This is a genomic window from Rhodocaloribacter sp. (assembly GCF_056451265.1).
The window spans coordinates 1-23471 of record NZ_JBWOPL010000065.1 but is presented as its reverse complement, the minus strand read 5'-3'; the positions used below and the strand labels follow the sequence as shown (position 1 = coordinate 23471).

15 protein-coding genes are annotated in these 23471 nt (G+C 67.1%); 4 read left to right on the top strand and 11 right to left on the bottom strand.

What is annotated here, in order from left to right; all coding sequences use genetic code 11:
* Positions 1–77: 77 nt before the first annotated feature.
* Positions 78–2702, bottom strand: a complete 2625-nt coding sequence (gene gyrA / locus AC1HIY_RS11490; protein WP_479576881.1) for a DNA gyrase subunit A — start codon at positions 2700–2702, stop codon at positions 78–80.
* A gap of 385 nt (positions 2703–3087) precedes the next feature.
* On the opposite strand from gyrA, the gene AC1HIY_RS11485 reads away from it, so the two are divergent.
* Positions 3088–4398, top strand: coding sequence for a tetratricopeptide repeat protein (locus AC1HIY_RS11485; protein WP_479576880.1), 1311 nt, complete (start codon positions 3088–3090; stop codon positions 4396–4398).
* 161 nt (positions 4399–4559) lie between these two features.
* Here AC1HIY_RS11485 and AC1HIY_RS11480 read toward each other — a convergent pair whose 3' ends face one another.
* The 9 genes from AC1HIY_RS11480 to ilvD all read right to left on the bottom strand — a co-directional run bounded on the left by AC1HIY_RS11480 (position 4560) and on the right by ilvD (position 17376).
* Positions 4560–6629, bottom strand: coding sequence for an acyl-CoA dehydrogenase family protein (locus tag AC1HIY_RS11480; RefSeq protein WP_479576879.1), 2070 nt, complete (start codon positions 6627–6629; stop codon positions 4560–4562).
* A 585-nt stretch (positions 6630–7214) separates the two neighbouring features.
* Positions 7215–7778: a 3-isopropylmalate dehydratase gene (locus tag AC1HIY_RS11475; RefSeq protein WP_479576878.1), complete on the bottom strand. Its 564-nt coding sequence runs from the start codon at positions 7776–7778 to the stop codon at positions 7215–7217.
* A 50-nt stretch (positions 7779–7828) separates the two neighbouring features.
* Positions 7829–9121: a 3-isopropylmalate dehydratase large subunit gene (locus AC1HIY_RS11470; protein WP_479576877.1), complete on the bottom strand. Its 1293-nt coding sequence runs from the start codon at positions 9119–9121 to the stop codon at positions 7829–7831.
* A gap of 21 nt (positions 9122–9142) precedes the next feature.
* Positions 9143–10798, bottom strand: coding sequence for a 2-isopropylmalate synthase (locus AC1HIY_RS11465; RefSeq protein ID WP_479576876.1), 1656 nt, complete (start codon positions 10796–10798; stop codon positions 9143–9145).
* Positions 10799–11015: 217 nt separating this feature from the next.
* Positions 11016–12116 carry a 3-isopropylmalate dehydrogenase gene (gene leuB / locus AC1HIY_RS11460; RefSeq protein WP_479576875.1) on the bottom strand — a complete coding sequence of 367 codons (1101 nt, stop codon included), beginning with the start codon at positions 12114–12116 and terminating at the stop codon, positions 11016–11018.
* 8 nt (positions 12117–12124) lie between these two features.
* A complete protein-coding gene (ilvC, locus tag AC1HIY_RS11455) occupies positions 12125–13141 on the bottom strand; it encodes a ketol-acid reductoisomerase (RefSeq protein WP_479576874.1) in 1017 nt (338 codons plus the stop codon).
* Between the two features lie 53 nt (positions 13142–13194).
* Positions 13195–13776: an acetolactate synthase small subunit gene (ilvN, locus tag AC1HIY_RS11450; RefSeq protein ID WP_479576873.1), complete on the bottom strand. Its 582-nt coding sequence runs from the start codon at positions 13774–13776 to the stop codon at positions 13195–13197.
* A gap of 38 nt (positions 13777–13814) precedes the next feature.
* Positions 13815–15506 carry a biosynthetic-type acetolactate synthase large subunit gene (gene ilvB / locus AC1HIY_RS11445; protein WP_479576872.1) on the bottom strand — a complete coding sequence of 564 codons (1692 nt, stop codon included), beginning with the start codon at positions 15504–15506 and terminating at the stop codon, positions 13815–13817.
* A 133-nt stretch (positions 15507–15639) separates the two neighbouring features.
* Positions 15640–17376 carry a dihydroxy-acid dehydratase gene (ilvD, locus tag AC1HIY_RS11440; protein WP_479576871.1) on the bottom strand — a complete coding sequence of 579 codons (1737 nt, stop codon included), beginning with the start codon at positions 17374–17376 and terminating at the stop codon, positions 15640–15642.
* A gap of 919 nt (positions 17377–18295) precedes the next feature.
* On the opposite strand from ilvD, the gene pyrF reads away from it, so the two are divergent.
* The 3 genes from pyrF (at position 18296) to AC1HIY_RS11425 (ending at position 22930) form a co-directional block, all read left to right on the top strand.
* Entirely contained in the window at positions 18296–19117 is an 822-nt protein-coding gene (gene pyrF / locus AC1HIY_RS11435) for an orotidine-5'-phosphate decarboxylase (RefSeq protein ID WP_479576870.1), read from the top strand.
* Positions 19118–19165: 48 nt separating this feature from the next.
* Positions 19166–21970, top strand: a complete 2805-nt coding sequence (gene ppc / locus AC1HIY_RS11430; protein WP_479576869.1) for a phosphoenolpyruvate carboxylase — start codon at positions 19166–19168, stop codon at positions 21968–21970.
* 78 nt (positions 21971–22048) lie between these two features.
* Complete coding sequence (locus AC1HIY_RS11425; protein WP_479576868.1) at positions 22049–22930, top strand: hypothetical protein; 882 nt, start codon at positions 22049–22051, stop codon at positions 22928–22930.
* A gap of 61 nt (positions 22931–22991) precedes the next feature.
* Here AC1HIY_RS11425 and AC1HIY_RS11420 read toward each other — a convergent pair.
* Positions 22992–23471: GspE/PulE family protein (locus AC1HIY_RS11420; RefSeq protein WP_479576867.1), on the bottom strand; the 480-nt coding region annotated here is incomplete at its 5' end.

Here is a 23471-nt window from a genome sequence, read left to right as displayed (position 1 = left end):
GACGGCGGATGGTATGGGAGTTGGGGTGAGCGCCCCATGACGGCGAGCCCCCACGAACACCTGACGGCGAGCCCCGATCAGGCCGCCTCCACCGTCGGCGCGCCGTCCTCCGCGCCCGCCGCTTCCGATCCGCCCGCCGCTTCCGATCCGCCCTCCGGCGCGAGCGTCTCTTCTTCGACCTCTTCGGAGGCCACGCGCGTCACGTCGGCGATGGCGTCGCCCGGCTTGAGGTTGATCAGCCGTACGCCCTGCGTGTTCCGCCCGTACACGCTGATGTCGCTCACGTGCATACGGATCATGATGCCGCTCTGCGTGGAGATCATCAGGTCGTCGCTCTCGCGGACGCCCTTGATGGCCACGAGCGGCCCGGTCTTCGCCGTGGTCTTCAGCGTGATGATGCCCTTGCCGCCGCGCGACTGCACGCGGTAGTCGTCGAGCGGGGTGCGTTTGCCGTAGCCGTTGGCGCTGACGGAAAGCAGGTCGAAGTCGTCCCCCTGCCCGATCACCACCATGCCCACCACCTCCTCGCCGGAGCCGAGGCTGATGCCGCGCACGCCGCGCGTGTCGCGTCCCATCGGGCGAACGTCGCTTTCGGGGAAACGGATCGAACGGCCGCTGGAGGAACCCAGAATCACGTGGGCGGCTCCGTCGGTCAACTGCGCCTCCAGAAGCTCGTCGCCCGCCACGATGTCGATGGCGATGATGCCGTCGACGCGGGGGCGGCTGAACGCTTCGAGCCGGGTCTTCTTCACTTGCCCGAGCCGCGTGGCCATGATGATGAAGTGCGTATCGAGGAAAACCGGATCGCGGAAGTGCTGCTTGCTCACGGCCTGCACGGCGCGGATGCGGTCCTCGGGCGCGATCCGGATGAGGTTGCGGATGGACCGCCCCTTGCTCGTGCGCCCCCCCTCGGGAATCTCGAAGACCCGCAGCCAATAACACCGCCCCTGGTCGGTGAAAAACAGAAGGTAGTCGTGATTGCGGGAGACGAAGAGGTGCTCGATGAAGTCCTCGTCGCGCATGCCGGAGCCCCGCATGCCGACGCCGCCCCGCCCCTGCTGGCGATATTCGGTGACGCTCGTGCGCTTGATGAGTCCCTGATGGGAGATCGTCACGACGACCTGCTCGTCCTCGATGAGGTCTTCGAAGATGATGTCCTCACCGCCCGCATAGTCGATCTCCGTGCGGCGCTCGTCGGCATATTTCTCCCGGACCTCCAGCAACTCCTCCTCGATGATCTTCATGCGAAGCGCCTCGTTCCCGAGGATGCTCCTGAGCCGTTCGATCTCCTGCACCACGGCCCGGTATTCGCTTTCGATCTTCTGCCGTTCGAGGCCCGTCAGACGGCTCAGCCGGAGGGCCAGGATGGCGTCGGACTGCGTCTCGGTGAGCGAGAAGAGGGATTCGCCGTGCGTGGGGAGGCCGAGGCGTTCGAGCTGGGGCGCGGTCAACATCGAGGGGAAGATGCCCGCCATGAGGTTTGCGCGCGCCGCCTCGGTGTCGGCGGAGTGGCGAATGATGGTGATGACGGCGTCGAGGTGGTCGAGCGCGATGGTGAGTCCTTCGAGCACGTGCGCCCGCGCTTCGGCCTTGCGCAGCTCGTACGCCGTGCGGCGGACCACCACCTCGTGCCGGTGATCGACGTAGTGCCGGATGGCGTCCTTGAGCGTCAGCGTGCGCGGGCGGCCGTGCACCAACGCCACCATGTTCATGCCGAAGGTCTGCTGGCACTGCGTGTACTTGTACAGCTGGTTCTGGACGACGAGCGACACCGCATCCTTCTTCAGCTCGATGACGATGCGCATGCCCTGCCGGTCGCTCTCGTCACGAAGGTCCGAGATGCCCTCGATGCGTTTGTCCCGGGCCAGCCCGGCAATCTTCTCGATGAGCGTGCTCTTGTTGACCTGATACGGGATCTCGGTGATGATCAGGGCCAGGCGTCCGGGGCGCACCTCTTCCTCATGCATCCGCGCGCGCATGATGACGCGCCCCCGCCCCGTCTGATAGCCCTGCCGCACCCCGGCATACCCGTAGATGATGCCGCCCGTGGGGAAGTCCGGCGCGGGGAGGTGCTCCATCAGCCCCTCGATGGTGATGTCGGGGTCGTGGATGTAGGCGACGACCGCGTCGACGGCCTCGCCGAGGTTGTGCGGAGGAATCTTCGTCGCCATTCCCACGGCGATGCCGTCGGAGCCGTTGATGAGCAGATGCGGGAGCGCCGCCGGCATCACCTCCGGCTCTTCGAGCGAGCCGTCGAAGTTCTCCGTGAAATCGACCGTGTCTTTGCCGATGTCGCGGAGCAGTTCCTCGGCGATGCGCGTCATGCGGGCCTCGGTGTATCGCATGGCCGCCGCCGAGTCCCCGTCGACCGAGCCGAAGTTGCCCTGCCCGTCGACGAGCGGATAGCGCATGGAAAAGTCCTGCGCCATACGGACCATCGTGTCGTAGACCGCCGTGTCGCCGTGCGGGTGATACTTACCGAGGACGTCGCCGACGATGCGGGCGCTCTTCCGGTACGTGCTTCCGGGCGTGAGGCCGAGCTCGCTCATGCCGTAGAGCACGCGCCGGTGCACCGGCTTGAGCCCGTCGCGCACGTCCGGCAACGCGCGCCCGACGATGACCGACATCGAATAGTCGATGTAGGAGGATTTCATCTCCTCCTCTATGTTGATCGGAATGATCCGATTGGTCTCCTGTTCCATACCCCTTCTCTCGTAATGCGAGGACGTCTTTCGTCGCGCCGCCGGGCCGCAAATCCGGGATCAAAAAATCCCCGAAAACCCGCCGGCGCAACCTTCCTGAAATCTGTTGAAAATACGAAAAATCGAGCCAAAAAGCGAGAAAACCCCACCCGGCCAGGCCGCCGCCCGGCCCCCCTCTCCGGTCTTGACGGATTCTTCTTTTCGCTCCCCACTTCCGACCGGAACGGCAACTTTCCCGGGGGTGCGCGCTCTATGTTTCGACGTCCTCTTTCCCGCCGAAACGTCCGTCGCCGACGAAACACGAAAGGCGACGGACGACGTCCCACCCGAGGACCGGTCGCTTCCCGGAACGAAACGTCCCCACACACCCATCATCCGCGACACCATGAAACGCCCGCTCTTCACCACGCTCTTGAGCCTCGTTCTCGCCTGCTCCGCCGCCGCCCAACCCGCCGCGACGCTGCGCGAAGTGCGCACCCTCTTCGCCGAGGGGGACTATGGCGCCGTAGTGGAACGGCTCGAAGCGGCGCGGGCGGAGGCTCCGCTTTCGTCGGAGGGCCTGCGGCTGCTCGGTCTCGGCTATCAGGCCCGGATGCAGCACGGGCGCGCCATCGAAGCGCTGAGCCTTGCCGACACGACGGACGTCCGCGTGCGCGCCGCGCTTGCCCGGAGCTACGAGAAGCTCGGGCGCAAACGCGAGGCCCTCGAAGCCTACCGGGCCGCCTATCGCATGGACTCGACCGACCAGAGCCTCGCCGCCGGCCTGGCCCGCCTCTACGCCGAAGCCGGGCGGTGGTCCCCCGTGCGCGCGCTCTACGAACGTCTCGTCGCACGCGACCCCGAGAACGGCTTCCTCCACGCCCGGCTCGCCGCCGCCTACCGCGCCCTCGACTCGACCGACCTCGCCATCATCCATTACGAACGCGCCCGTCAGCTCATCCCGAAGAGCATGACGGTCTACCTCAACCTCAGTTCGGTCTATTTCGACAGCGAGCGTCTGATCTCGGCGTGGCGCGTCGTGAACGCGGGCGTCGAGGCGTTGCCGGAGGAGCCGATCCTGTGGCGGCGACGCGGCGAGGTGGCCCTGAAACGCGAGGACTATCCCGAAGCGCAAACGTCCTTCGAAAAAGCCCTCGTCCTCGGCGACTCGTCGGCGCTCACACTCCGCAACCTCGGCGCGACGCACTACCTGCGCAATCACCTTCCCGAGGCCGACTCCGTCCTCACGTGGTCCTTCGCCACCGACAGCACCGACGCGATGACGGCGTTCTACCTCGGCATGGTCAAACAGTACGAGCAGGAGTACGATGCAGCGCTCGACTACCTCCACCGCGCGGCGCAGCTCATGGGCCAGTCCGCCCTCGCCGACGTGCACGCGCAGATCGCCGCCACGTACGACCAGATGGACCGCGACGCCGACGCCATCCGCGCCTACCGCCTCACCCAGGCCCTCGCCCCCGACCGGCCCGAGGTGCTCTTTCACCTCGCCGCCCTCTACGACGCCTATTACGCCGACCTCTCGACCGCGCTCAAGCAGTACGAAGCGTTCCTCGCGCAGGTGGAGGAGGGCAAGCTGCCCGAAATGGAGAGCTATGCACAACAACGGGTGCGCGAGATCCGCGAGCGGCTTTTCTTCGAGACGGGCCGCCGGGCCGCCCCTTCGCCCACCGACACTTCCGACGCGCAGCTGAGATGAGCCATGGCGCGCAAGCGCGGCGGTGATCCCACCGGAAAGAGCGGCCACGAGCAAACAGGCGGATCCGGCGACCGTCGGCAGACCCGAAGCCCGCAGACGAAAAAAAGAGCGCAGCGCCCGGTGCAGACGCTGCGCTCTTCGAAAACGAACCGCCGGAGCGGTTATTTTTTCGACGCCGTTTTCGACTTGGCCGCTCCTTTCGCGCCGCCGTTGGCTTTCGGCTCCACGTCCGTGAGGGCGGCGTGACCGTCGCCGCCGGCTTCCACGTAGCGGTCGCCGGGGAACTGCTTGATGTGCTCCTTCGGCACTGGCTTGCCCGTCCCCTTCGCCACGGGAGAGGCCTCGTGGATGTAGAAGTCGCTGTTGGGCAGCGTGTCGTTGTGCCGGCGCTCGGCCGCCGCCGCCTCCCGCATGCTCTCGTCGGCGTTCTTCCGCAGTTCGCCGATGTTGGCGTGAATCTCGAGTTCGAACAGGTCGAAGACGTGCTCGAAGGCGGCCCGGTCGCGCTCGAAGGCGACGCCGTGCGCGCCGGAGCGCAGCAGATCGTCCATCTTCGAGAGCGAGGCCGAGAGGGCGAAGAGCAGCACCGCGTTGCCGGCGATGCGGGCCTGCACGGCCTGCCGCGTGACGATCTCCTCGCGGAACCACCGGCTCGCCATCTTGAAGTAGTGTGAATGCTTCCGGATGAGCGTCGCGAGGCGGTCGGCGTGGCGCTGAAGCGCGGGATGCACGCCCGCCACCACCGGCGGCTTCGGCTTCACCCCGAGGAAAAGCTGGAGCCCGAGCGGGATCGCCCGGCGCACGATCTCGGGATTGAGCGCGTTGCCGAGAATCCGGTTGACGTTCTCCGAAAACGACTCGTCGCGGTCCCAGAGCAGCGCCTCCTGGATGCCCAGCATCTGCTCGGCCAGCTGCTTGCCGCCGTAGCCGAAGATGAACGGCTGCATGACCTCGTTCGAGCCCTCGACGATGCGGTGGATGCGGTTGTCGCGCCAGAGGCGTTCGAACTCGTTCTCCGTCACGTACCCCTCCCCGCCCATGATCTGCATGGCGTCGTCGATGACCTGCCAGCCGTAGTGCGAGCAGAAGACCTTCGTGATCGCCGTCTCGACCATGATGTCCTTGTCGTGACGGTCGAGCATGCCCGTCATCAGATAGAGCATGGCGTCCATGGCGAAGTTGTACGCCGCCATGCGCGCGATCTTTTGCTGCACGAGCTCGAAGTCGGCCAGGGGACGATCGAACTGATAGCGCGTCTGCACCCACTTGACGCTCTGGTCCATCGCCTGACGGGCCGCACCGTAGACGCCTGCCGACAGCGTGCACCGCCCATAGTTGAGGCACGTCAGCGCCACGTTGAGGCCCTTCCCTTCCTCATGCAACAGGTTCTCCTTGGGCACTTTCACGTCCGTGAAACGGATGCGCGCCTGCCACGTGCCCCGGATGCCGCACTTGCTCCGGTTCTTCTCGAAGATGTCGACGCCCTCCATGTCCGGCGTGCAAATGACCGCCGTCACCCGGTCCTCGACCTTTCCGGTCTTCGGGTTCTTGAGCCGCTGCTTCGCCATGACGGTGAACATGCCGCTGTACGCGCCGCTCGTGGACCACTTTTTCTCGCCGTTGAGGATATAATATTTGCCGTCCTCGCTTTCGGTGATGCGGGTCTGTTGTCCGGCGGCGTCGCTGCCCACGTTCGGCTCGGAGAGGCAGAAGGCCGACAGGTATTCCCGCGCCACCTTGGGCAGGTAATGCCGCTTCTGCTCCTCGGTGCCGAAGAGCATGATGGCCTTGCACCCGATGGACTGATGCGCCGAGACCATCACGGCGGTGGAGCCGCAATAGCGCCCGATGAGGGCCAGCACGCGGTTATAGCTCGTCACGCCGAGGCCGAGACCGCCGTACTCCTCCGGCACGGTCATCCCCATCACGCCGATCTCGAAGAGCCGCCGGATGCTCCACTCCGGGATGTATTCTTCCCGGTCGATGAGGATCGACGGGTGCTCGTTCTTGAGATAGTCTTCCAGTTCGGCCAGAAGCCGGTCGGCCTTCTCGCGCTCGGCCTTGCTCTCACGCGGATAGGGGAACACCAGATCGTCCCGGAAGCGTCCCCAGAAGAGGTTTTTCGCGAAGCCCATCTCGGAAGGCTCCGGCCCCATCATCACCTCGATATCCTGGATCATCTTCTGATCCTCGGCGGACACCCCCTTTAGTTTCAAACTGCCAATAGCCATAAGATCCCTCTTGGTCTGGATGTATGTGGAAAGCAGCGTCGCGCATGCCGGGGCAGAAGGCCCTGCGGTCGGATTGCGGCAACCCGCTTGAAATTTCGAACGGACAAAAAGCGCTTCCGGGATGACCTGACCTGTACCCTCGCTGAAAGGGCCGGTTCCGACGGCCCCGCGCCTTCGCCGAGTTTTCCCGATCTCCCGGGGACGTCCCTCGCGCGCCTGCCGAGACACGGCCTTCGCCTGCTTTTCCCTCAGGCGCACGCCTCTCCCAGGCATCGACCGTTTGGCGCCGGGGTTAATGACCGAGACGCGAAGTTCCTCAAGCGCGGCGGCGAATCCCGTGTGAACAATATCGTCGAACGAAGCCCTCCGAAGCCTCTCCGCTCCGATCAGGTGGCGATCGAATGGAGCAGGCTCGTCTCGCGAAACGGTCTCATGCTCGCCTGCGGACGGACGCACTGAACCGTCTCTCAAAGCAGCTTCCTGAACTCATCCACCGTCAACCCGGCGTCCTTTTGTCCCCGAAATCTTCGGCATCGCTACGCGGCCGCCGCTACGGAGATCGGGAGCCCTTCTTCCACGCCGACCTCACGCGGGGATGAGCCCGGCGCGGCGGGCGTAGTTGAAGATGCCGCCGGCGCGGAGGATGTCCGCCACGTCGCCCAGGGGTTTGAGCAAGAAGGTCTCGCCGGTGGTCTCGTTGGCGAGGGCGCCCGCGCGGGCGTCGAGAACGAGCGCGTCGCCGGTGCGGATGCGCGCGACGAGCCGCTCGTGGCTCTCGAACGGCGCAAGGAAGCCGCCCCCGACGGCATTGCGGTAGAAGATGCGGGCATAGCTCTCGGCCACGACGGCCGTACACCCGGCCTCGGCCAGCGCAAACGGCGCGTGCTCCCGCGAGGAACCGCAGCCGAAGTTGCTCCCGGCCACGACGATGCGATACGGGGAGGTGAAGGCGGTCGGCGGGGTGAAGGGGCGGCGCCCGTACGGAAGTCCCTGCCCCTCGGGCGGCACGCCGCTGAGCGCATAGCGCCCGTAATAGCGGCGCTCCTCCGGGTCGGAGAGGCTGTACACCAGATGCTGCGCCGGGATGATCTGATCCGTGTCTACGGCGTCGCCGACGACGTAGGCCGCTCCCCTGATGATGGTTTCCATTCGTTTTCGGGTCGATCAAGCATGAAAGGAAAGCACACGAGCCGCCGGGTTCAAACGAGCGCCTCGCGAGGGTCCGTGATGACCCCGGAAAGGGCCGAGGCCGCCACCGTCAGCGGCGAAGCCAGATAGACCGAGGCCTGCTTCGAACCCATACGCCCGGGGAAATTCCGGTTCGTCGTCGAGAGGACGACCTCGGCGCCGTGGGTTCGTCCGAACGTGTCCACCGGCCCGCCCAGGCAGGCGGCGCATCCGGCCTTGCCGATCTTGCACCCGGCTCGCTCGAAGACGTCGTAGAGCGACACACCGTCGAGGTGGGCGCTGTGGAGCCGGCGGGCGACGTGGGTCGTCGCCGGCACGACGTACGTGTCGACGGCCACCTCCTGTCCTTTGAGCAGGCGGGCCGCCGCCTCGAAGTCCTCCAGCTTGCCGCCGGTGCACGAGCCGATGTAGGCGCGGTCGATCCGGACGCCGGCCACCTCGCTGACGGCGGCGCGGTTGTCCGGGCTGTGGGGCCTGGCCACCACCGGCTCCATCGTCGTCACATCGTAGACGCGGAACGTGTGATACCGCGCGTCGGAGTCGCCGTAGACGGGCTCGAACGGGGCATCGGTGCGCGCCCGCACGTAGTCGAAGACCTTCTCGTCGGGCGCGATGATCCCACTCTTGCCGCCGGCCTCGATGGCCATGTTCGTGAGCGTCATGCGCTCGTGCACGGGCAGGTCGTAGACCGCCTCTCCGTCGAACTCGAGCGCCCGATAGGTGGCCCCGTCGCACCCGATGTCGCCGATGACGGTAAGGATCAGATCCTTGGCCGTCAGGTAGGGCGGCAGGCGACCTTCGAAGACGAACTTCATCGTCTCGGGCACTTTCAACCAGAGCTTGCCCGTGCCCATGACGAGCGCAGCGTCCGTGTTGCCGATGCCGGTGGAAAACATCCCGAAGGCGCCGGAAGTGCAGGTGTGGCTGTCGGTGCCCACCAGCAGGGAGCCGGGACGGTTGAAGCCCTCCTCGGCCAGCGCCATGTGACAGACGCCCTTGTACCGCTCCGTCCCCACGTCGTAGTAATGCGGCAGATTCTGCGCCCTTGCAAAGGCCCGGATCACCTCCACGTTGCGCCGGGCGTGGCGGTTCTTCGTAAAAATGTAGTGATCCGGGATGATGACCACCTTTTCGCGGTCCCACACGCGGGCGTTCTCTCCAAACTCACGCTTGAAGATGTCGATGGTGGGCGGCCCGCAGACGTCGTGCGTCATGAGCACGTCCACGTCCACCCAGAGGTTGTCGCCGGGAGCCACGCGGTCGCGCCCGGCATGGGCGGCGAGGATCTTTTCCGTGAGGGTCATGGGACGGTTCAGGGCTGATGGTCAGAAAGATGCGGCGAAGCCGTTGCCTCCGGGCGCGTCGGTCGCTCCGAAGGCGGGATTGCCGAACGAGTGCATGATGCCGTTGCCCACGAAGGCCACGTTGCTGCGGTCGGCGTGGTGGGCGGCGAGTTGGTTGAGGGCTTCGACGTAGGCGTCGGCTGAGGCCTGGAGCACGTCCGTGTGCCTGGCTACCCCCCGAAAGAAAGCGCCGCCGTCGCTGAGCAACACCGTCGCCTCCCCGAGCGCATCCGAGCCCTCGGTGACGGATCGGATGTGATAGTTGGCCAGCTTGTGCGTGCTCCCGACGGCGCGGTCGAGGGCGCGGAAGAGGGCATCGACCGGTCCGTCGCCGGTGGCCCGGCGCACGATGCGCGCCCCCGTCTCGCAGAAGAACACCTGCACGTCGGCTTCAGGCGGCTGCTCGGAGGCCGCCGTCACACGGACCCACTCCAGGCGGTAGTGCTCGGTGGCGTCGGGCACGAGGGCGCCGTTCACCAGATGCACCAGATCCTCGTCGAAAATCTCCTTCTTCCGGTCGGCCAGTTCAACGAACGCCTGATAGACGGCTTCCCGTCGGTCTTCGGGCGCGGCCAGCCCCAGCTTTTCGAGGCGGCTGAAGAAGCCGTGCCGCCCCGAGTGCCGCCCCAGCCGGATCGGCTCGGCTTCCTGCCCCACGTCCTCGGCCCGCATGATCTCGTACGTGTCGCGGCGGCGGAGCACGCCGTGCTGATGGATGCCGGCTTCGTGGCTGAAAGCGTTTCGCCCCACGACGGCCTTGTTCGGCGGCACGGGGAAGCCCGTGGCGAGGGCCACCATGCGGCTCGTGGGCGTCAGCTGCCGCGCGTCGATGCCGGTGGCGACGCCGAACCGGTCGGCCCGCACGTGCAACGCCATGACCACCTCTTCGAGCGCCGCATTACCCGCCCGCTCGCCGATGCCGTTGAGGGTGCACTCCACCTGACGCGCCCCGGCGAGGACGGCTGCCAGCGAGTTGGCTACGGCCAGCCCCAGGTCGTCGTGGCAGTGCGCCGAAAGGATGATCTCCGGGTGGTCCTTCAGGCAGTCGCGCGCCGCCTCGAAGAGCGCCGCATACTCGGAGGGCGTGCAGTAGCCGGTGGTGTCCGGGATGTTGATGGTGGTGGCCCCGGCCTCGGCGGCGGCCCGAATCACCTCACACAGGAACGCCACGTCCGTCCTCCCGGCATCCTCGGCGCTGAACTCGACGTCGTCGGTGAACGTGCGAGCCAGGCGGACGGCTTCGCGCGCCATGCGGGTGATCGTGCGGCGCTTCTCCGCCGTCGTGGCCCCGAAGCGGTCGTCGCCGAACTTGGCGTCGATGTGGATGTCGCTGGTGGCGATGAAGGTATGGATGCGGGTGCGCGCGCCCGCGGCCAGGGCCTCGCCGGCGGCCCGGACGTCGGCTTCGAGCGCGCGGGCCAACCCGCAGATCACCGGTCCGGAGACCTCGGCGGCGATCCGAGCCACAGCCTCATACTGAGCCGGCGACGAGAGGGGGAACCCGGCTTCGATGACGTCGACGCCCAATCGGGCGAGTTGATGCGCAATGCGGAGCTTCTCGTCCAGGTTCAGGGAAGCGCCGGGCGCCTGTTCGCCGTCACGCAGCGTGGTGTCGAAAATGATAACGCGGTCGTTCATGATCTTCTGAATGCTTCGACAAGAGTTCGGATGGATGGGGGAGCGCCCTCCGGGAAGGCGTGTTCGGGAAGCGTTCGGCATGCGGCCCGTGGGCCTCGGCACACCGAACGCCCGCTAAGTCGAAGCGTGCGCCGGCCTCGCACGTGCGAACGTCTCGCGTTCCTCCGGTTCATATGGCGTAGGGCGGTGTGGGCGCCGGGCGAGCAGACGAGTCGCGTCATGCCGTCACCTCCACGCGGTTCATTCGCTCGCAGACGGCCGCGCCCATCTCGGCGGTGGCGACGCGCGTGTCGCCCTCTCGCGCGAGATCGGGCGTGCGGAGGCCGTCGGAGAGGACGGCGTCGACGGCGCGATGGACGAGGGCGGCGGCTTCGGTCTCTCCGAGCGTCTCCAGAAGCATGGCCCCGCTGAGAATGGCCGCCAGCGGGTTCGCCCGGCCCGCACCCGCCAGAGGCGGCGCGCTCCCATGCACGGGTTCGAACAGCCCCACCGACCCGCCGAGACTCGCCGACGGAAGCATCCCCAGCGAGCCCGCCAACGTCGCCGCCAGGTCGGAGAGGATGTCGCCGAAGAGGTTGGCCGTCAGCACCACGTCGAACCGGCGCGGGTCGCGGACGAGTTGCATCGCGGCGTTGTCCACGTACAGGTGATCGAGTTCGAGATCCGGGAAACGGGTGCGGTGCACGGCCGTGACGACCTCGCGCCAGAGGCGGGAGACCTCGAGCACGTTGGCCTTGTCGACGGAGGTGACGCGGCCCCGGCGGCGGGCCGCCCGCGCGAAGGCCACCGTGGCGATACGGGCGATCTCGGCCTCGTCGTAGCGCATCGTGTTGACGGCCGCTCGGCCCTTCGGCCCCGTCTCGATGCCGCGCGGCTCTCCGAAATAGACGCCCCCGGTCAGTTCTCGGACGATGACCAGGTCGACGCCGCCGACGCGCTCCGGACGCAAGGGCGAAGCCCCGGCCAGCGACGCGGGCACGCGCACGGGGCGCAGGTTGGCAAAGGCTCCGAGCAGACGGCGCAGACGGAGCAGCCCGTCCTCGGGACGGCGACCGGGCGGCGCGCCGTCCCATGCGGGGCCGCCGACGGCCCCCAGGAGCACCGCGTCCGCCGCGCGACAGGCCTCCTGCGTCGGTGGCGGCAGCGGGTCGCCGAAGGCCTCGAGCGCGGCGCCTCCCACCGGGTGCGCCTCCGTCTCGACGGTGAAGCCGAAACGCTCGGCGGCCCGCTCCAGCACCCGCACGGCCTCCCGCGTCACTTCCGGGCCGATGCCGTCGCCCGGCAGCACGGCGACGCGATAGGTTCGGGTATCTCGCATCGACTCTTTCACGCCTCCACGGGTTCGGGCGCATCCGGGCGTCCGGCGCGGACCCAGCTCATCATGGCGCGGAGCTTGCGCCCGACCGTCTCGATGGGGTGGTTCTTCGACCGCGACCGCAGCGCCGACAGCCGCCCGGCGCCCCGCTCGTTCTCGGCGATCCACTCCTCGGCAAAAGCCCCGGAACGGATCTCGGCCAGGATCTTCTTCATCTCATCCTTGACCTGCCGGCCGATCACCCGGGGGCCGCGCGTGTGGTTGCCGTACTCGGCCGTGTCGCTGATGGAATAGTTCATGTATGCGAGCCCCCCTTCGTACATCAGGTCGACGATGAGCTTCAGCTCGTGGAGGCACTCGAAGTAGGCCAGTTCGGGCGGATAGCCCGCCTCCGTGAGCGTCTCGAATCCTGCTTTCACGAGCGCTTCGGCGCCGCCGCAGAGCACGGCCTGCTCCCCGAAAAGGTCGGTCTCGGTCTCGTCGGCGAAGGTTGTCTCGATGACGCCCGCGCGAACGCCGCCGATGGCGTCGGCATAGCTGAGCGCCAGCGCCAGCGCCTGCCCGGAGACGTCCTGCGCCACGGCCACCAGACACGGCACGCCACGGCCCTCGGTGTAGACCCGCCGCACCAGATGCCCCGGCGACTTCGGCGCGACCATGAAGACGTCCACCCCTTCGGGCGGGGTAATTCGCCCGTAGTGAATGTTGAAACCGTGCCCGAAGCCGAGCGCCATGCCCGGCCGGAGGTGGGGGGCGATCTCCGCTTCGTAGACGCGCTTCTGGTGCTGGTCCGGGATGAGGATCATGACGACGTCCGCCCCGGCGACGGCCCCGGCAAGGGATGCCGTCTTCAGCCCGGCCGCCCGCGCCCGAGCCGCCGAAGGCGACCCCGCGCGCAGCCCCACCGTCACGTCCACACCGCTGTCTTTCAGGTTGAGCGCGTGCGCGTGCCCCTGGCTGCCATAGCCGATCACGGCTACTTTCCTGTCCCGGATCAGCCCCGGGTCGGCTTCATAGTAGACTTTCATGAAGGTGTGGATTCGGTTGTTGAAAACGGGAGAGAAAACGGGAGACGGCCGCTTCAGTCACCATAGACGAGGGCCCGGCGCATGGCCACCCGACCGCTGCGGGCCACCTCGACGATGCCGTGCGGGCGCATCATCCCGACGAAGGCGTTGACCTTGGCCGTCGGACCGGTCACTTCGAACGTCAGCGTCTCGGGCGTCACGTCGATGACGCGGGCGCGAAAGATGTCGGCGATGTCCATCAGTTCGGCGCGGTTGTCCTTCGTGTACCCCGCGCGAAGCAGACACAGCTCGCGCTCGACCACGACCTCGGGAGCGAGGTCTTCGACCGAAAGCGTGTCGAGCAGACGGTCGAGCAGACGGAGCACCTGCCTGACCCGACGGCGCGTGCCCGAAGTGACAATCGTCAGGCGGGAGACCTCCGGGTCCTCCGTCACGCCGACGGTCACGCTCTCCAGGTTGAAATTGCGGGCGGAGAACAGGTTGACGACGCGGTTGAGCGCGCCGACGTGGTTCTCGAGCCGTACGGAGATCACATGACGGCGCGGCGTCTCGGGCGCATCGTGGAGCACCGTCTCGCCGTTGGCTTTCATGCGCAGAATCTGTTGTTGCGTCAGGTTCCGTTCGGTGGCGGGCATGGTCGGAATAAGCGTGGGATCGTTTGGAAAGCGGGACATCATTCTTCCGAAAAACGCCGGACGATCATGTCGTCGGTGGCGGCGCCGGCAGGCACCATCGGGAAGACCATCTCTTCCCGGGGCACGACGAACTCCATGAGCGCGGGACGGTCGTGGACCTGCCAGGCGGCCTCGATCACTTCGTCGGCTTCCTTCGGAGTCTCGGCCCGCAACCCCACGCAGCCGAAGGCCTCGGCCAGCTTCACGAAGTCGGGGTTGGTGTCCGAAAGGCAGGTGTGGCTGTAGCGTTCTTCGTGGAAGAGTTCCTGCCATTGACGCACCATGCCGAGGTAGCCGTTATTCATGACGGCGATCTTGATGGGCAGGCGGCGCCCGGCCGCCACACGCAGCTCCTGAGCGTTCATCAGAAAGCCGCCGTCGCCGTTGACGGAGACGACCGTGACGCCGGAGCCGCGCAGCCCCATAGCCGCCCCGAGCGCCGCCGGGAAGCCAAAGCCCATCGTGCCGAGCCCGCCGGAGGTGATGTGCGAGCGCGGGCGGACGAAGGTGAAGAACTGAGCCGTCCACATCTGATGCTGCCCCACGTCGCTCGTCACGACGACGTCGTCGCCGGCCCGCTCGCTCAACCGCCGGATGACGTACTGCGGCCGGAGCTTCCCGTCCTGCACAAACGTGAGGGGGCAACGCGCCTTCCACCTCGCGATCCGTTCGAGCCACGCGCCGGTGGCTTTCGGTTCCACCTTCGGAAGCAACGCTTCGAGCACCCGGCGCACGTCGCCCATGACGGCGCAGTCCGCATAGACGTTTTTCGAAACGCACGAAGGGTCAATCTCGACGTGGATGACCTTGGCATGCGGCGCCCACGCCTCCAGCTTGCCCGTGACCCGGTCGTCGAACCGGGCGCCGACGGCGATGATGAGGTCGGAGTGCTGCACGGCCATGTTGGCGTACCACGTGCCGTGCATGCCCAGCATCCCCAGCGAGAGCGGATCGTTTTCAGGAAAAGCGCCCAGCCCGTGCAACGTGGTGGTGACGGGGATGCGGGCCTTGCGGGCCAGCGCCGTCAGCCGCTCGGACGCGTTGCCGTTGACCACCCCGCCGCCGACGTAGAACAGCGGCCGCTCGGAGGCGCGGATCATCCGCACCGCCTGCGCGATCTTCTCGGGCTGCGGCTCCTCGGGCACCCGGTATCCCCGCAGCGCCACCGCCTCCGGATACTCGAAAACAGCCTCCTCCGCGAGCATGTCTTTGGGCAGGTCGACGACCACCGGACCGGGCCGTCCGGTGCGGGCTATGTGGTAGGCGGCCTTGATCGTCGGCGCCAGGTCCGCCGCCCGCCGCACCTGAAAGCTGTGCTTCGTGATCGAACGGGTGACGCCGATGATGTCGGTCTCCTGAAAAGCGTCGCCGCCGATGAGAGGCGTGGGCACCTGCCCCGTGAAAACCACGATGGGCACCGAGTCCATGAAAGCGTCTGCGATGCCGGTGACGGTGTTCGTGGCGCCGGGACCGCTCGTCACGAGCACCGTACCCACCGTGCCGGTGGCCTTCGCATACCCCTCGGCGGCGTGCGTTCCCGCCTGCTCGTGCCGCACGAGCACGTGCTCGAAGCGGGGCTTGAGACGTTCCATCTCGTCATAGATCTTGATGACGGCGCCGCCCGGGTGGCCGAAAACCACCTCCACCCCTTCGGCTTCGAGGCTGCGAACGAAGATCTCGGCGCCGCTCATGCGGGGGCCCTTCGCCGCAGGAGAAACCGCCTCGGACGCAGCGCGCCCCTTGAACGAATGCGCCTTGAACGGAGCCGTTGGTGTCGAATTCATACGGTTGTCGGAAGCTGTTGATGGAAGGTTTGAAAAAAGCTCACTGCGCCCGAAGAGCCGTCGCGGCCATCCGGTTCTCGCCGGCACGGTCGCGCCCGTCGAAGGGGCTGCGGAGCACGGCGCCTCGGGAAGCGCTCGTGACGAAGCAGGCATAGCGTTCGAGATAGCCGCCCCGGATCTTCGGATGGAACGGTGGGAGGTCGGCCATCCGGCGAGACACCTCGGCCTCCTCGACGAGCAGCCTGATCTCGCCGGCGGGAATGTCGATGCGGATGCGATCGCCGGGATGAACGGCGGCGATGGGGCCGCCCGCCGCCGCCTCGGGCGAGACATGGCCGAGCGAGAGCCCCCGCGTTCCGCCGGAAAAGCGCCCGTCGGTGATCATCGCGACGGAGCGGTCGAGCCCCATGCCCGCCAGCGCCGACGTCGGCTGAAGCATCTCGGGCATGCCCGGCCCCCCCCGCGGCCCCTCGTAGCGGATCACCACCACCTCGCCCGGATGCACCCCCCCGCCAAGGATGCCCTCGACGGCTTCCTCCTGCGATTCGAAGATCCGCGCCGGCCCCTCGAAGACGAGCATCTCCTCCGCCACCGCGCCGGTCTTGACCACACATCCCTCCGGCGCCAGGTTGCCGAACAGGACCGACAACCCGCCCGTCCGGCGAAAGGCCCGCTCGACCGGACGGATGACGTCGGGGTTGCGATTCTCCGCTTCGGCCAAGTTCTCCCCGAACGTCCGCCCCGTGACCGTCGGGCGGTCCGGGTGAAGCACACCGAGACCGGACAGCTCTTTCAGAATGGCGGGCACTCCCCCGGCGGCGTCCACGTCTTCCATGTGAACGAGCGGCGTCGCCGGGGCCACCTTGCACAGGTAGGGCACACGCGCCGAAAGCGCGTTGATGCGGTCGAGATCATAGGCCACGCCCGCCTCGTGGGCGGCGGCCAGCAGATGCAGGATGGTGTTCGTCGAACCGCCCATGGCCATGTCGAGCGCGAAGGCGTCGTCGAAGGCTTCCCGGGTGACGATGTCCCGGGGCTTGAGCTCGCGCGCCACCAGTTCGACGATCTGCCGGGCGGCGCGACGAGCCAACTCCTCACGTCGCGGATCTACGGCCAGAACCGTCCCATTGCCGGGCAGCGCCAACCCCAGCGCCTCCATGATGCAGTTCATCGAGTTGGCGGTGAACATGCCCGCGCAGGAGCCGCAGGTGGGACAGCCGAAAACTTCGAGCGCCTTCAGGCCGGCCGCGTCGATTTGCCCGCTCCGGAACCTGCCGACCCCCTCGAACACCGAGATCAGGTCCACCTTTTCGCCCGAGGGAAGACGCCCGGCCTTCATCGGTCCACCGGAGACGAAAATCGTGGGGATGTCGAGGCGCAGGGCGCCCATGAGCATGCCGGGCACAATCTTGTCGCAATTGGGGATGCAGACGAGCGCGTCGAGGCAATGGGCGGCGGCGACCGTCTCGACGGCGTCGGCGATGAGTTCGCGCGAGGGCAGCGAGAAGCGCATCCCGGGGTGCCCCATGGCGATGCCGTCGTCCACACCGATGGTGTTGAACTCGAACGGGACGCCGCCCGCGGCCCGCACCGCCTCCTTGACGATCCGACCGAATTCCTGCAGGTGGACGTGCCCCGGGATCAGGTCGATGTACGAGTTGCAGATGCCGATGAAGGGCCGATCGAAGTCGGCGTCTTCTCGGAGGGCGCCCGTGGCCCGAAAGAGGCTGCGATGGGGCGCCCGCTCGATCCCTTTCTTGACGATGTCGCTTCGCATGGGGTGGCTCTCGGCTTCGGGGTCAACCCCTTCACCTTGTTCGCCTTATGCCATGCGCTTCGATGTGCTCGGGATTGACCGTCCGGGTTAGCCTCCTACAAGAAGGAGGCTGATAAGAAGGAGGTTGAGGAGAAGGGTCGAGAGAAAAAGCCGACTCCCGACGGCCTGCCCGGCACGCGCGGCATGCCTCAACCGATCGATCCCGTCCGTCAGACTTGGCTGACGGCCGCTAAAAAAGCAAGAAATATGTGCGACCGATCGAATCATGGAAAGCCAGAGCATGCGCATCAACGCGTGATTTTGCGCCGTCAATAACGCCACAAAGATCTCTTCGTGTCAAGCCGCCCGTCTTTCGCTCCGACACTTCCCCCCTCGCTCGCACGGCCTCTTCGGGAGCGCTTTCAATTCATTTATTTAAACAAAATGGCAATTTTTATTCTGAAAATAGATAGAATCTGAACTTATTCCTTTTATTTTTAAGAGCACCCGAATCTACTATTCACGATTCCTTCATGATGGAAGCGCTTTTTCCTTGATCCGATCTCGTCGTCCTTCCGGCATGTATGCTTCTCCACCGGCGGCGGTAGAAACGAGACGACAGAGGACCTCCTCTCGCGACATTTTGTGCCCTCGATCAGGAAAACACATCTCCACCCGCACGCTTCGAAAATATTTTTTATTGTATTATATCTTAAATAACACAATAAATGACAGGTCAGACTTTCACAACTTATCATAAAATCACGGCCGACGCGATGAACCGTCGGCGTGCAACGTGCCGCCGCGCGCCGTCGAATGCCTGCCGGGAAGCCCCGTCATGCCCGATCGACGGGGCATTATCACGGCGGCAACGTATATTGCGTCCGCGGGCGCGCACAGGCCCGCCCGAACCTCCCGCTTCACCCCGGATTATCCCGCCGTGACCGAACCTTTCGACGAACGTCTTCGCCGCATTCAGGCGCGCAAGCGCTCCGTCCTCTGCGTGGGGCTCGACCCCGACCCGGAGCGGATGCCGCCCCACCTCTTCGCCGAAGCCTCGCCCGCCGAGGCCGTCGTCGCCTTCACCACCGCCGTCATCGCGGCGACGCAGGCGGCGGCATGCGCCTTCAAGCTCAACTTTGCCTTCTTCGAGGCGCTCGGGGCCGAGGGCTGGCGAGCGCTCGAAGCGACCCTCCGACGCATCCCCGCCGACGCCCTCGTCATCGCCGACGCCAAACGGGGCGACATCGGCAACTCGGCGCGGTTCTACGCGCGGTCGGCCTTCGAGCGCCTGGGCTGCGACGCCTGCACCGTGGCGCCGTACATGGGCCGCGACGCCGTGACCCCTTTCCTTCGGTATCCGGGCAAAGCCGCCTTCGTGCTCGCCCGCACGTCCAACCCCGGCGCGGCGGACTTTCAGGCGCGCGATTGCGGGGGAGAGCCGCTCTTCCTCGGCGTGGCCCGGCAGGTGGCGGCATGGGCCGAAGCGGCGCCCGGCGACGGCGGCCTCGTTGTCGGCGCGACGGACACGGAGGCCATGCGGGCCCTTCGCGAGGCGTGCCCCGCGCTGCCGTTCCTCATCCCCGGCGTCGGCGCGCAGGGCGGCGACGCACGCGCCGTGATGCGGGCCGCCGGAGACGGACCCGTCCTCGTCAACAGCAGCCGGCAGATCCTCTATGCCTCCCCGGGCGAGGACTTCGCCCGGGCCGCCGGGCGCGCGGCGGAAACGCTCCGCCACACGCTCGAAGAAGCCCGCGCCTGAGCGCTAAGCGCCGCTCCCGGTGCGGCCCCAAGACCAACCCACGAACCCATGATGCCGACAAACCCCTGGCGTCCGGACGACGCCGAGCTGTGGATCTCCGAGCCGCTCGACGGCATGGTGACCCTCCTCGGCTCGGCGCTCGGACAGGCCGTCGCCGAGCTCGACGCGCCCGCCCGTCTCGACGACATCAAAGACCTGCACACCATGTGCCGCCGCGCCATCGCGGAGAACCAGCCGCTCTTCCGGGCGGGCGCGGAGGCGCGCATCTCCGAACTCGACCTCGACGCCATCGTCGATCTGCTCCGGGCCTACACGGCCTTCTTCCACCTCGTCAATCAGGCCGAACAGCAGGAGATCATCCGCATCAACCGGTTGCGCGCCCGCGAGGCGACGCCCGAGGTCCCGCGCCCCGAATCCATCGACGAGGCCCTCTTTCGCCTCAAAAAACAGGGGTGCACGCGAGAGGAAGCGCTCGCGCTCCTCGATCGTCTCGACGTTCAGCCGACCATGACCGCGCATCCGACCGAGGCCCGGCGGCGGAGCATCCTGTACAAGCAACAGCGCCTGGCGGCCCTCCTCACGCTCCGGCGCCGGCAGTGTGAGATGACGCCCGAAGAGGCCGAGCGCGCCCGCCGCGAGATCCACAACCAGATCGCCCTTCTCCTGGCCACCGACGAGGTGCGCCCCGAGCGCATCACCGTCGAGAGCGAGGTCGAACACGGGCTGTACTTCCTCCGGAACACGATCTGGAACGCCGTGCCGCGCATCTATGACGACGTGCGTCGCGCCTTCGAACGGCGCTACGACGTCGTGCCCGAGATCCCCACGTTCCTCCGTTTCCGCTCCTGGATCGGCGGCGACCGCGACGGCAACCCGAACGTCACGCCGGCGCTCACGCGCCGCACCGTCGCCCGTATGCGTGAGGTGGCGCTCCGGCTTCACCTCGACGAGCTTCGGCTGCTCCGGCGCGAGCTGAGCCTCTCCGACCGGCAGCTCCCCGCGCCGGACGAACTCCGCGCCTCGATCGACGAAGACGCCCGGCACATCGCGCTCGACGACGTGTGGCGACGGCAGTTCCGGCACGAGCCGTACCGCCTCAAGGTCAGCTACATGATGACGCGCGTGGCGGCCTTGCTCGAAGCGGCAGCGACCGAAAACGAAGCCGGGGGCGACGACGCGGCCTATGACGGCGCGGCGTACCTCGAAGACCTGCGGTTGCTCCGGCGCTGCCTCGAAGCGAGCGGCTTCGACGACCTCGTGCGGTACGGGCGGCTCGGCGGTCTGCTCGCCCGCGCGCAGACGTTCGGCTTCCATATGGCCGCCCTCGACCTCCGGCAGCACAGCCGGGTGCACGAGGAGGCCGTCGCGGCGCTCCTCCGGCTTGCCGGGGTCGCGGACGACTATGCCGCACTCCCCGAAACGAAACGCCTCGAAATCCTCGACGCCGAGCTTCGGAACCCGCGCCCGCTCCTCCCGCGCGGCGCCGTCCTCCCCGACGACGCGCGCATGGTGCTCGAGACGTTCGAGGTCGTTCGCGAGATCGCCGAACGGGAGCCGGCGGCCCTCGGCAGCTTCATCGTGAGCATGACGCACACCGTGAGCGACCTCCTCGAAGTGCTCTTGCTCGCGAAGGAGGTCGGGCTCTGGCGGCTCCGCGACGGCGCCGTTGCCTGCCCGCTCGACGTCGTCCCGCTCTTCGAGACCATCGAGGACCTGGAGACGGCGCACCTTTTCATGGAAGCGCTCTTCACGCACCCGATCTACCGCATGCAGCTCGAAGCGCGCGGGCGCTTTCAGGAGATCATGCTCGGCTATTCGGACTCGAACAAGGACGGCGGTTTTCTGATGGCGAACTGGGCGCTCCACAAAGCGCAGGAACGCCTCGGACGCACCTGTCGCGCGCACGGGGTCGACTTCCGCCTCTTCCACGGGCGGGGCGGGACGGTGGGGCGCGGCGGCGGACGGGCCAACCGGGCCATCCTCGCCATGCCGGCGGCCTGCCAGAGCGGACGCATCCGTTTCACCGAACAGGGCGAGGTCATCTCCTTCCGCTATGCCCTCCCCGACGTCGCCCACCGCCACCTCGAACAGATCGTCAACGCCCTCTTTCTGGCGACGGCCCCCGCCAACGAGCCTCCGGCGACGTCCGACGACGCGGATCAGGCGGCGCTCATGGAAACGCTCGCCGCCGGTGCGATGGAAGCCTATCGCGGCCTCATCGACGACCCGGAACTGTGGCCGTGGTATACGAAGGTCACGCCCATCGAGCAGATCAGCCGCCTGCCCATCGCCTCGCGGCCCGTCTCGCGCAAAGCCGCCGGCGAGGTCGACTTCGAGGGGCTGCGCGCCATCCCGTGGGTCTTCGCATGGACGCAGACGCGGTACATCGTCCCCGGATGGTACGGCCTCGGACGCGCCTTTGCCGGGATGCTCGAAGACGAGCCGGAACGCCTCGACACGCTCCGCCGCCTCTACCGGGACTGGCCCTTCTTCCGCGCCGTGATCGACAACGCCCAGCTCGAGATGGCCCGCGCCCGCCTCGACATCGCCCGGCACTATGCCCGCCTCGCCGAGGACGTGCACAAGCCCTTCCACGAGGTCATCGCCACGGACTATCACCGCGCCCGCGCCGCCGTCCTCCGCATCACCGGCGAGCGCGAACTGCTCGACAACAGCCACGCCGTGCAGGCCTCGATCCTCCTTCGCAACCCCTACACGGACGTGCTCAACCTGCTTCAGATCGAACTCATGAAACGCTACCGCCGCGCCCCCGAAGCCGAACGTGAACCGCTCCGGCAGGCGCTCTTCCTGAGCATCAACGGCATCGCCGCGGCCATGCAAAGTACGGGATGACGGCCCGAAACGGCGAACCCTCCAGCGTCCTTATCGTGATAAGGAACGAAGGTCCCCCCCCACGAACCCTCTGATGCCATGCGTCTCTTTTCGCTCTGCCTCGTCACGCTGACGCTTCTTTGCGCCGCCTCGGCGTCGGCGCAGGCCCCGCCTGCCACCGACGTCTGGCTCGTCCCGATGACCGAAGGCGCCCCCGCGCCCGAAGCCGCCGTCAACCTCACCGACCGCGACGGATACGACAACCAGCCCGCGTTCACACCCGACGGGCAGAGCCTGCTCTATACCTCCTTCCGCGACGGGCAGACGGACATCTTCCGAATCGACGTCGCCACGAGAGCCCTCCATCAGGTGACCCACACGCCCGAGAGCGAGTACTCGCCCGCCGTCCTGCCCGGCGGCGACGGGATCTCCGTGGTCCGGGTGGAGGCGGACGGGACGCAGCGGCTGTGGGCCTTCGCGATGGACGGCTCCGCGCCGCGCCTCGTGCTCGAAGACGTCGCGCCCGTCGGCTATTATGCCTGGGGCGACGATCACACGCTCGTCCTCTTCGTCCTCGGCGACCCGCCCACGCTCCAGATCGCCGACACGCGCACGGGCCTGGCCGAGACGCGCGTCCACGGCGTCGGGCGCTCGATCCGGCGCATCCCCGGCACGCGTGAGGTCAGCTTCATCCGCAAGCGCAGCGAAGACTACTGGGGCGTCCGCGTGCTCGACGTCGACACGCGCGCCGTCCGGCCCATCGGCCCCACGCTCCCGGGCCGCGAGGACCACGCCTGGACGCCTGACGGCAAGCTCCTCATGGCCGACGGCGCCGTGCTCTACCACTGGAACGCGCTCACCCGAAGCTGGCAGCCCCTTGCCGACTTCTCCGCTCTGGGCGTGACGAATATCACCCGGCTCGACGTCCATCCCGAGGGCCGGTACCTCGCCTTCGTCGCGGATCGCCCCGGGGGCCGGTGAAAAGAGGTTCACCGTCGGGAAGCTTTCACCCACACACCCATACGATTACGGGCATCCGGCGTCAGAGCGCCCCGCCGACCACGCGCAGCATCTCTTCGACGGACGTATCCCCCATCTTGACAACCTCCCGCGCCGAATCCTTGAGCGTGAGCATGCCCTCCTTCACGGCCTGGGTGCGCAACCCGTCTTCATCGATCATATCCTCGGCGGCCATGATCATCGCGCGGATTTCCTTCGAGAAAAGCATCGTCTCCGCGACGGCCCGGCGGCCCTTGTAGCCGGCCCCTTTACACGTCTTGCAATGCGGGTTCTTGCCCGGCTTGTAAAAGGTCGTTGCGGCCAACTCTTCGTCGGTGAAGCCGAGATAGTGCAGAAGCTCCGCGTCCAGGTCGGTTTCGACCTCCTTGCATTCCGGACACAGCTTCCGGATGAGCCGCTGGGCCACGACGAGGTTGATGGCGTAGGCGATCAGAAACGGCTCCACGCCCATCTTGTAGAGACGGCTCACCGCGCTCGGAGCGTCGTTCGTGTGGAGCGTCGA

Excerpts from the sequence above, each read along its gene's own strand:
- AC1HIY_RS11485 (WP_479576880.1), top strand. The coding sequence starts at position 3,088 with ATGAAACGCCCGCTCTTCACCACGCTCTTGAGCCTCGTTCTCGCCTGC.
- AC1HIY_RS11475 (WP_479576878.1), bottom strand. The coding sequence starts at position 7,778 with ATGGAAACCATCATCAGGGGAGCGGCCTACGTCGTCGGCGACGCCGTA.
- AC1HIY_RS11425 (WP_479576868.1), top strand. The coding sequence starts at position 22,049 with ATGCGTCTCTTTTCGCTCTGCCTCGTCACGCTGACGCTTCTTTGCGCC.
- AC1HIY_RS11470 (WP_479576877.1), bottom strand. The coding sequence starts at position 9,121 with ATGACCCTCACGGAAAAGATCCTCGCCGCCCATGCCGGGCGCGACCGC.
- ilvB (WP_479576872.1), bottom strand. The coding sequence starts at position 15,506 with ATGAGCGGCGCCGAGATCTTCGTTCGCAGCCTCGAAGCCGAAGGGGTG.
- leuB (WP_479576875.1), bottom strand. The coding sequence starts at position 12,116 with ATGCGAGATACCCGAACCTATCGCGTCGCCGTGCTGCCGGGCGACGGC.
- gyrA (WP_479576881.1), bottom strand. The coding sequence starts at position 2,702 with ATGGAACAGGAGACCAATCGGATCATTCCGATCAACATAGAGGAGGAG.
- ilvD (WP_479576871.1), bottom strand. The coding sequence starts at position 17,376 with ATGCGAAGCGACATCGTCAAGAAAGGGATCGAGCGGGCGCCCCATCGC.
- AC1HIY_RS11465 (WP_479576876.1), bottom strand. The coding sequence starts at position 10,798 with ATGAACGACCGCGTTATCATTTTCGACACCACGCTGCGTGACGGCGAA.
- AC1HIY_RS11480 (WP_479576879.1), bottom strand. The coding sequence starts at position 6,629 with ATGGCTATTGGCAGTTTGAAACTAAAGGGGGTGTCCGCCGAGGATCAG.
- ppc (WP_479576869.1), top strand. The coding sequence starts at position 19,166 with ATGATGCCGACAAACCCCTGGCGTCCGGACGACGCCGAGCTGTGGATC.
- ilvN (WP_479576873.1), bottom strand. The coding sequence starts at position 13,776 with ATGCCCGCCACCGAACGGAACCTGACGCAACAACAGATTCTGCGCATG.
- ilvC (WP_479576874.1), bottom strand. The coding sequence starts at position 13,141 with ATGAAAGTCTACTATGAAGCCGACCCGGGGCTGATCCGGGACAGGAAA.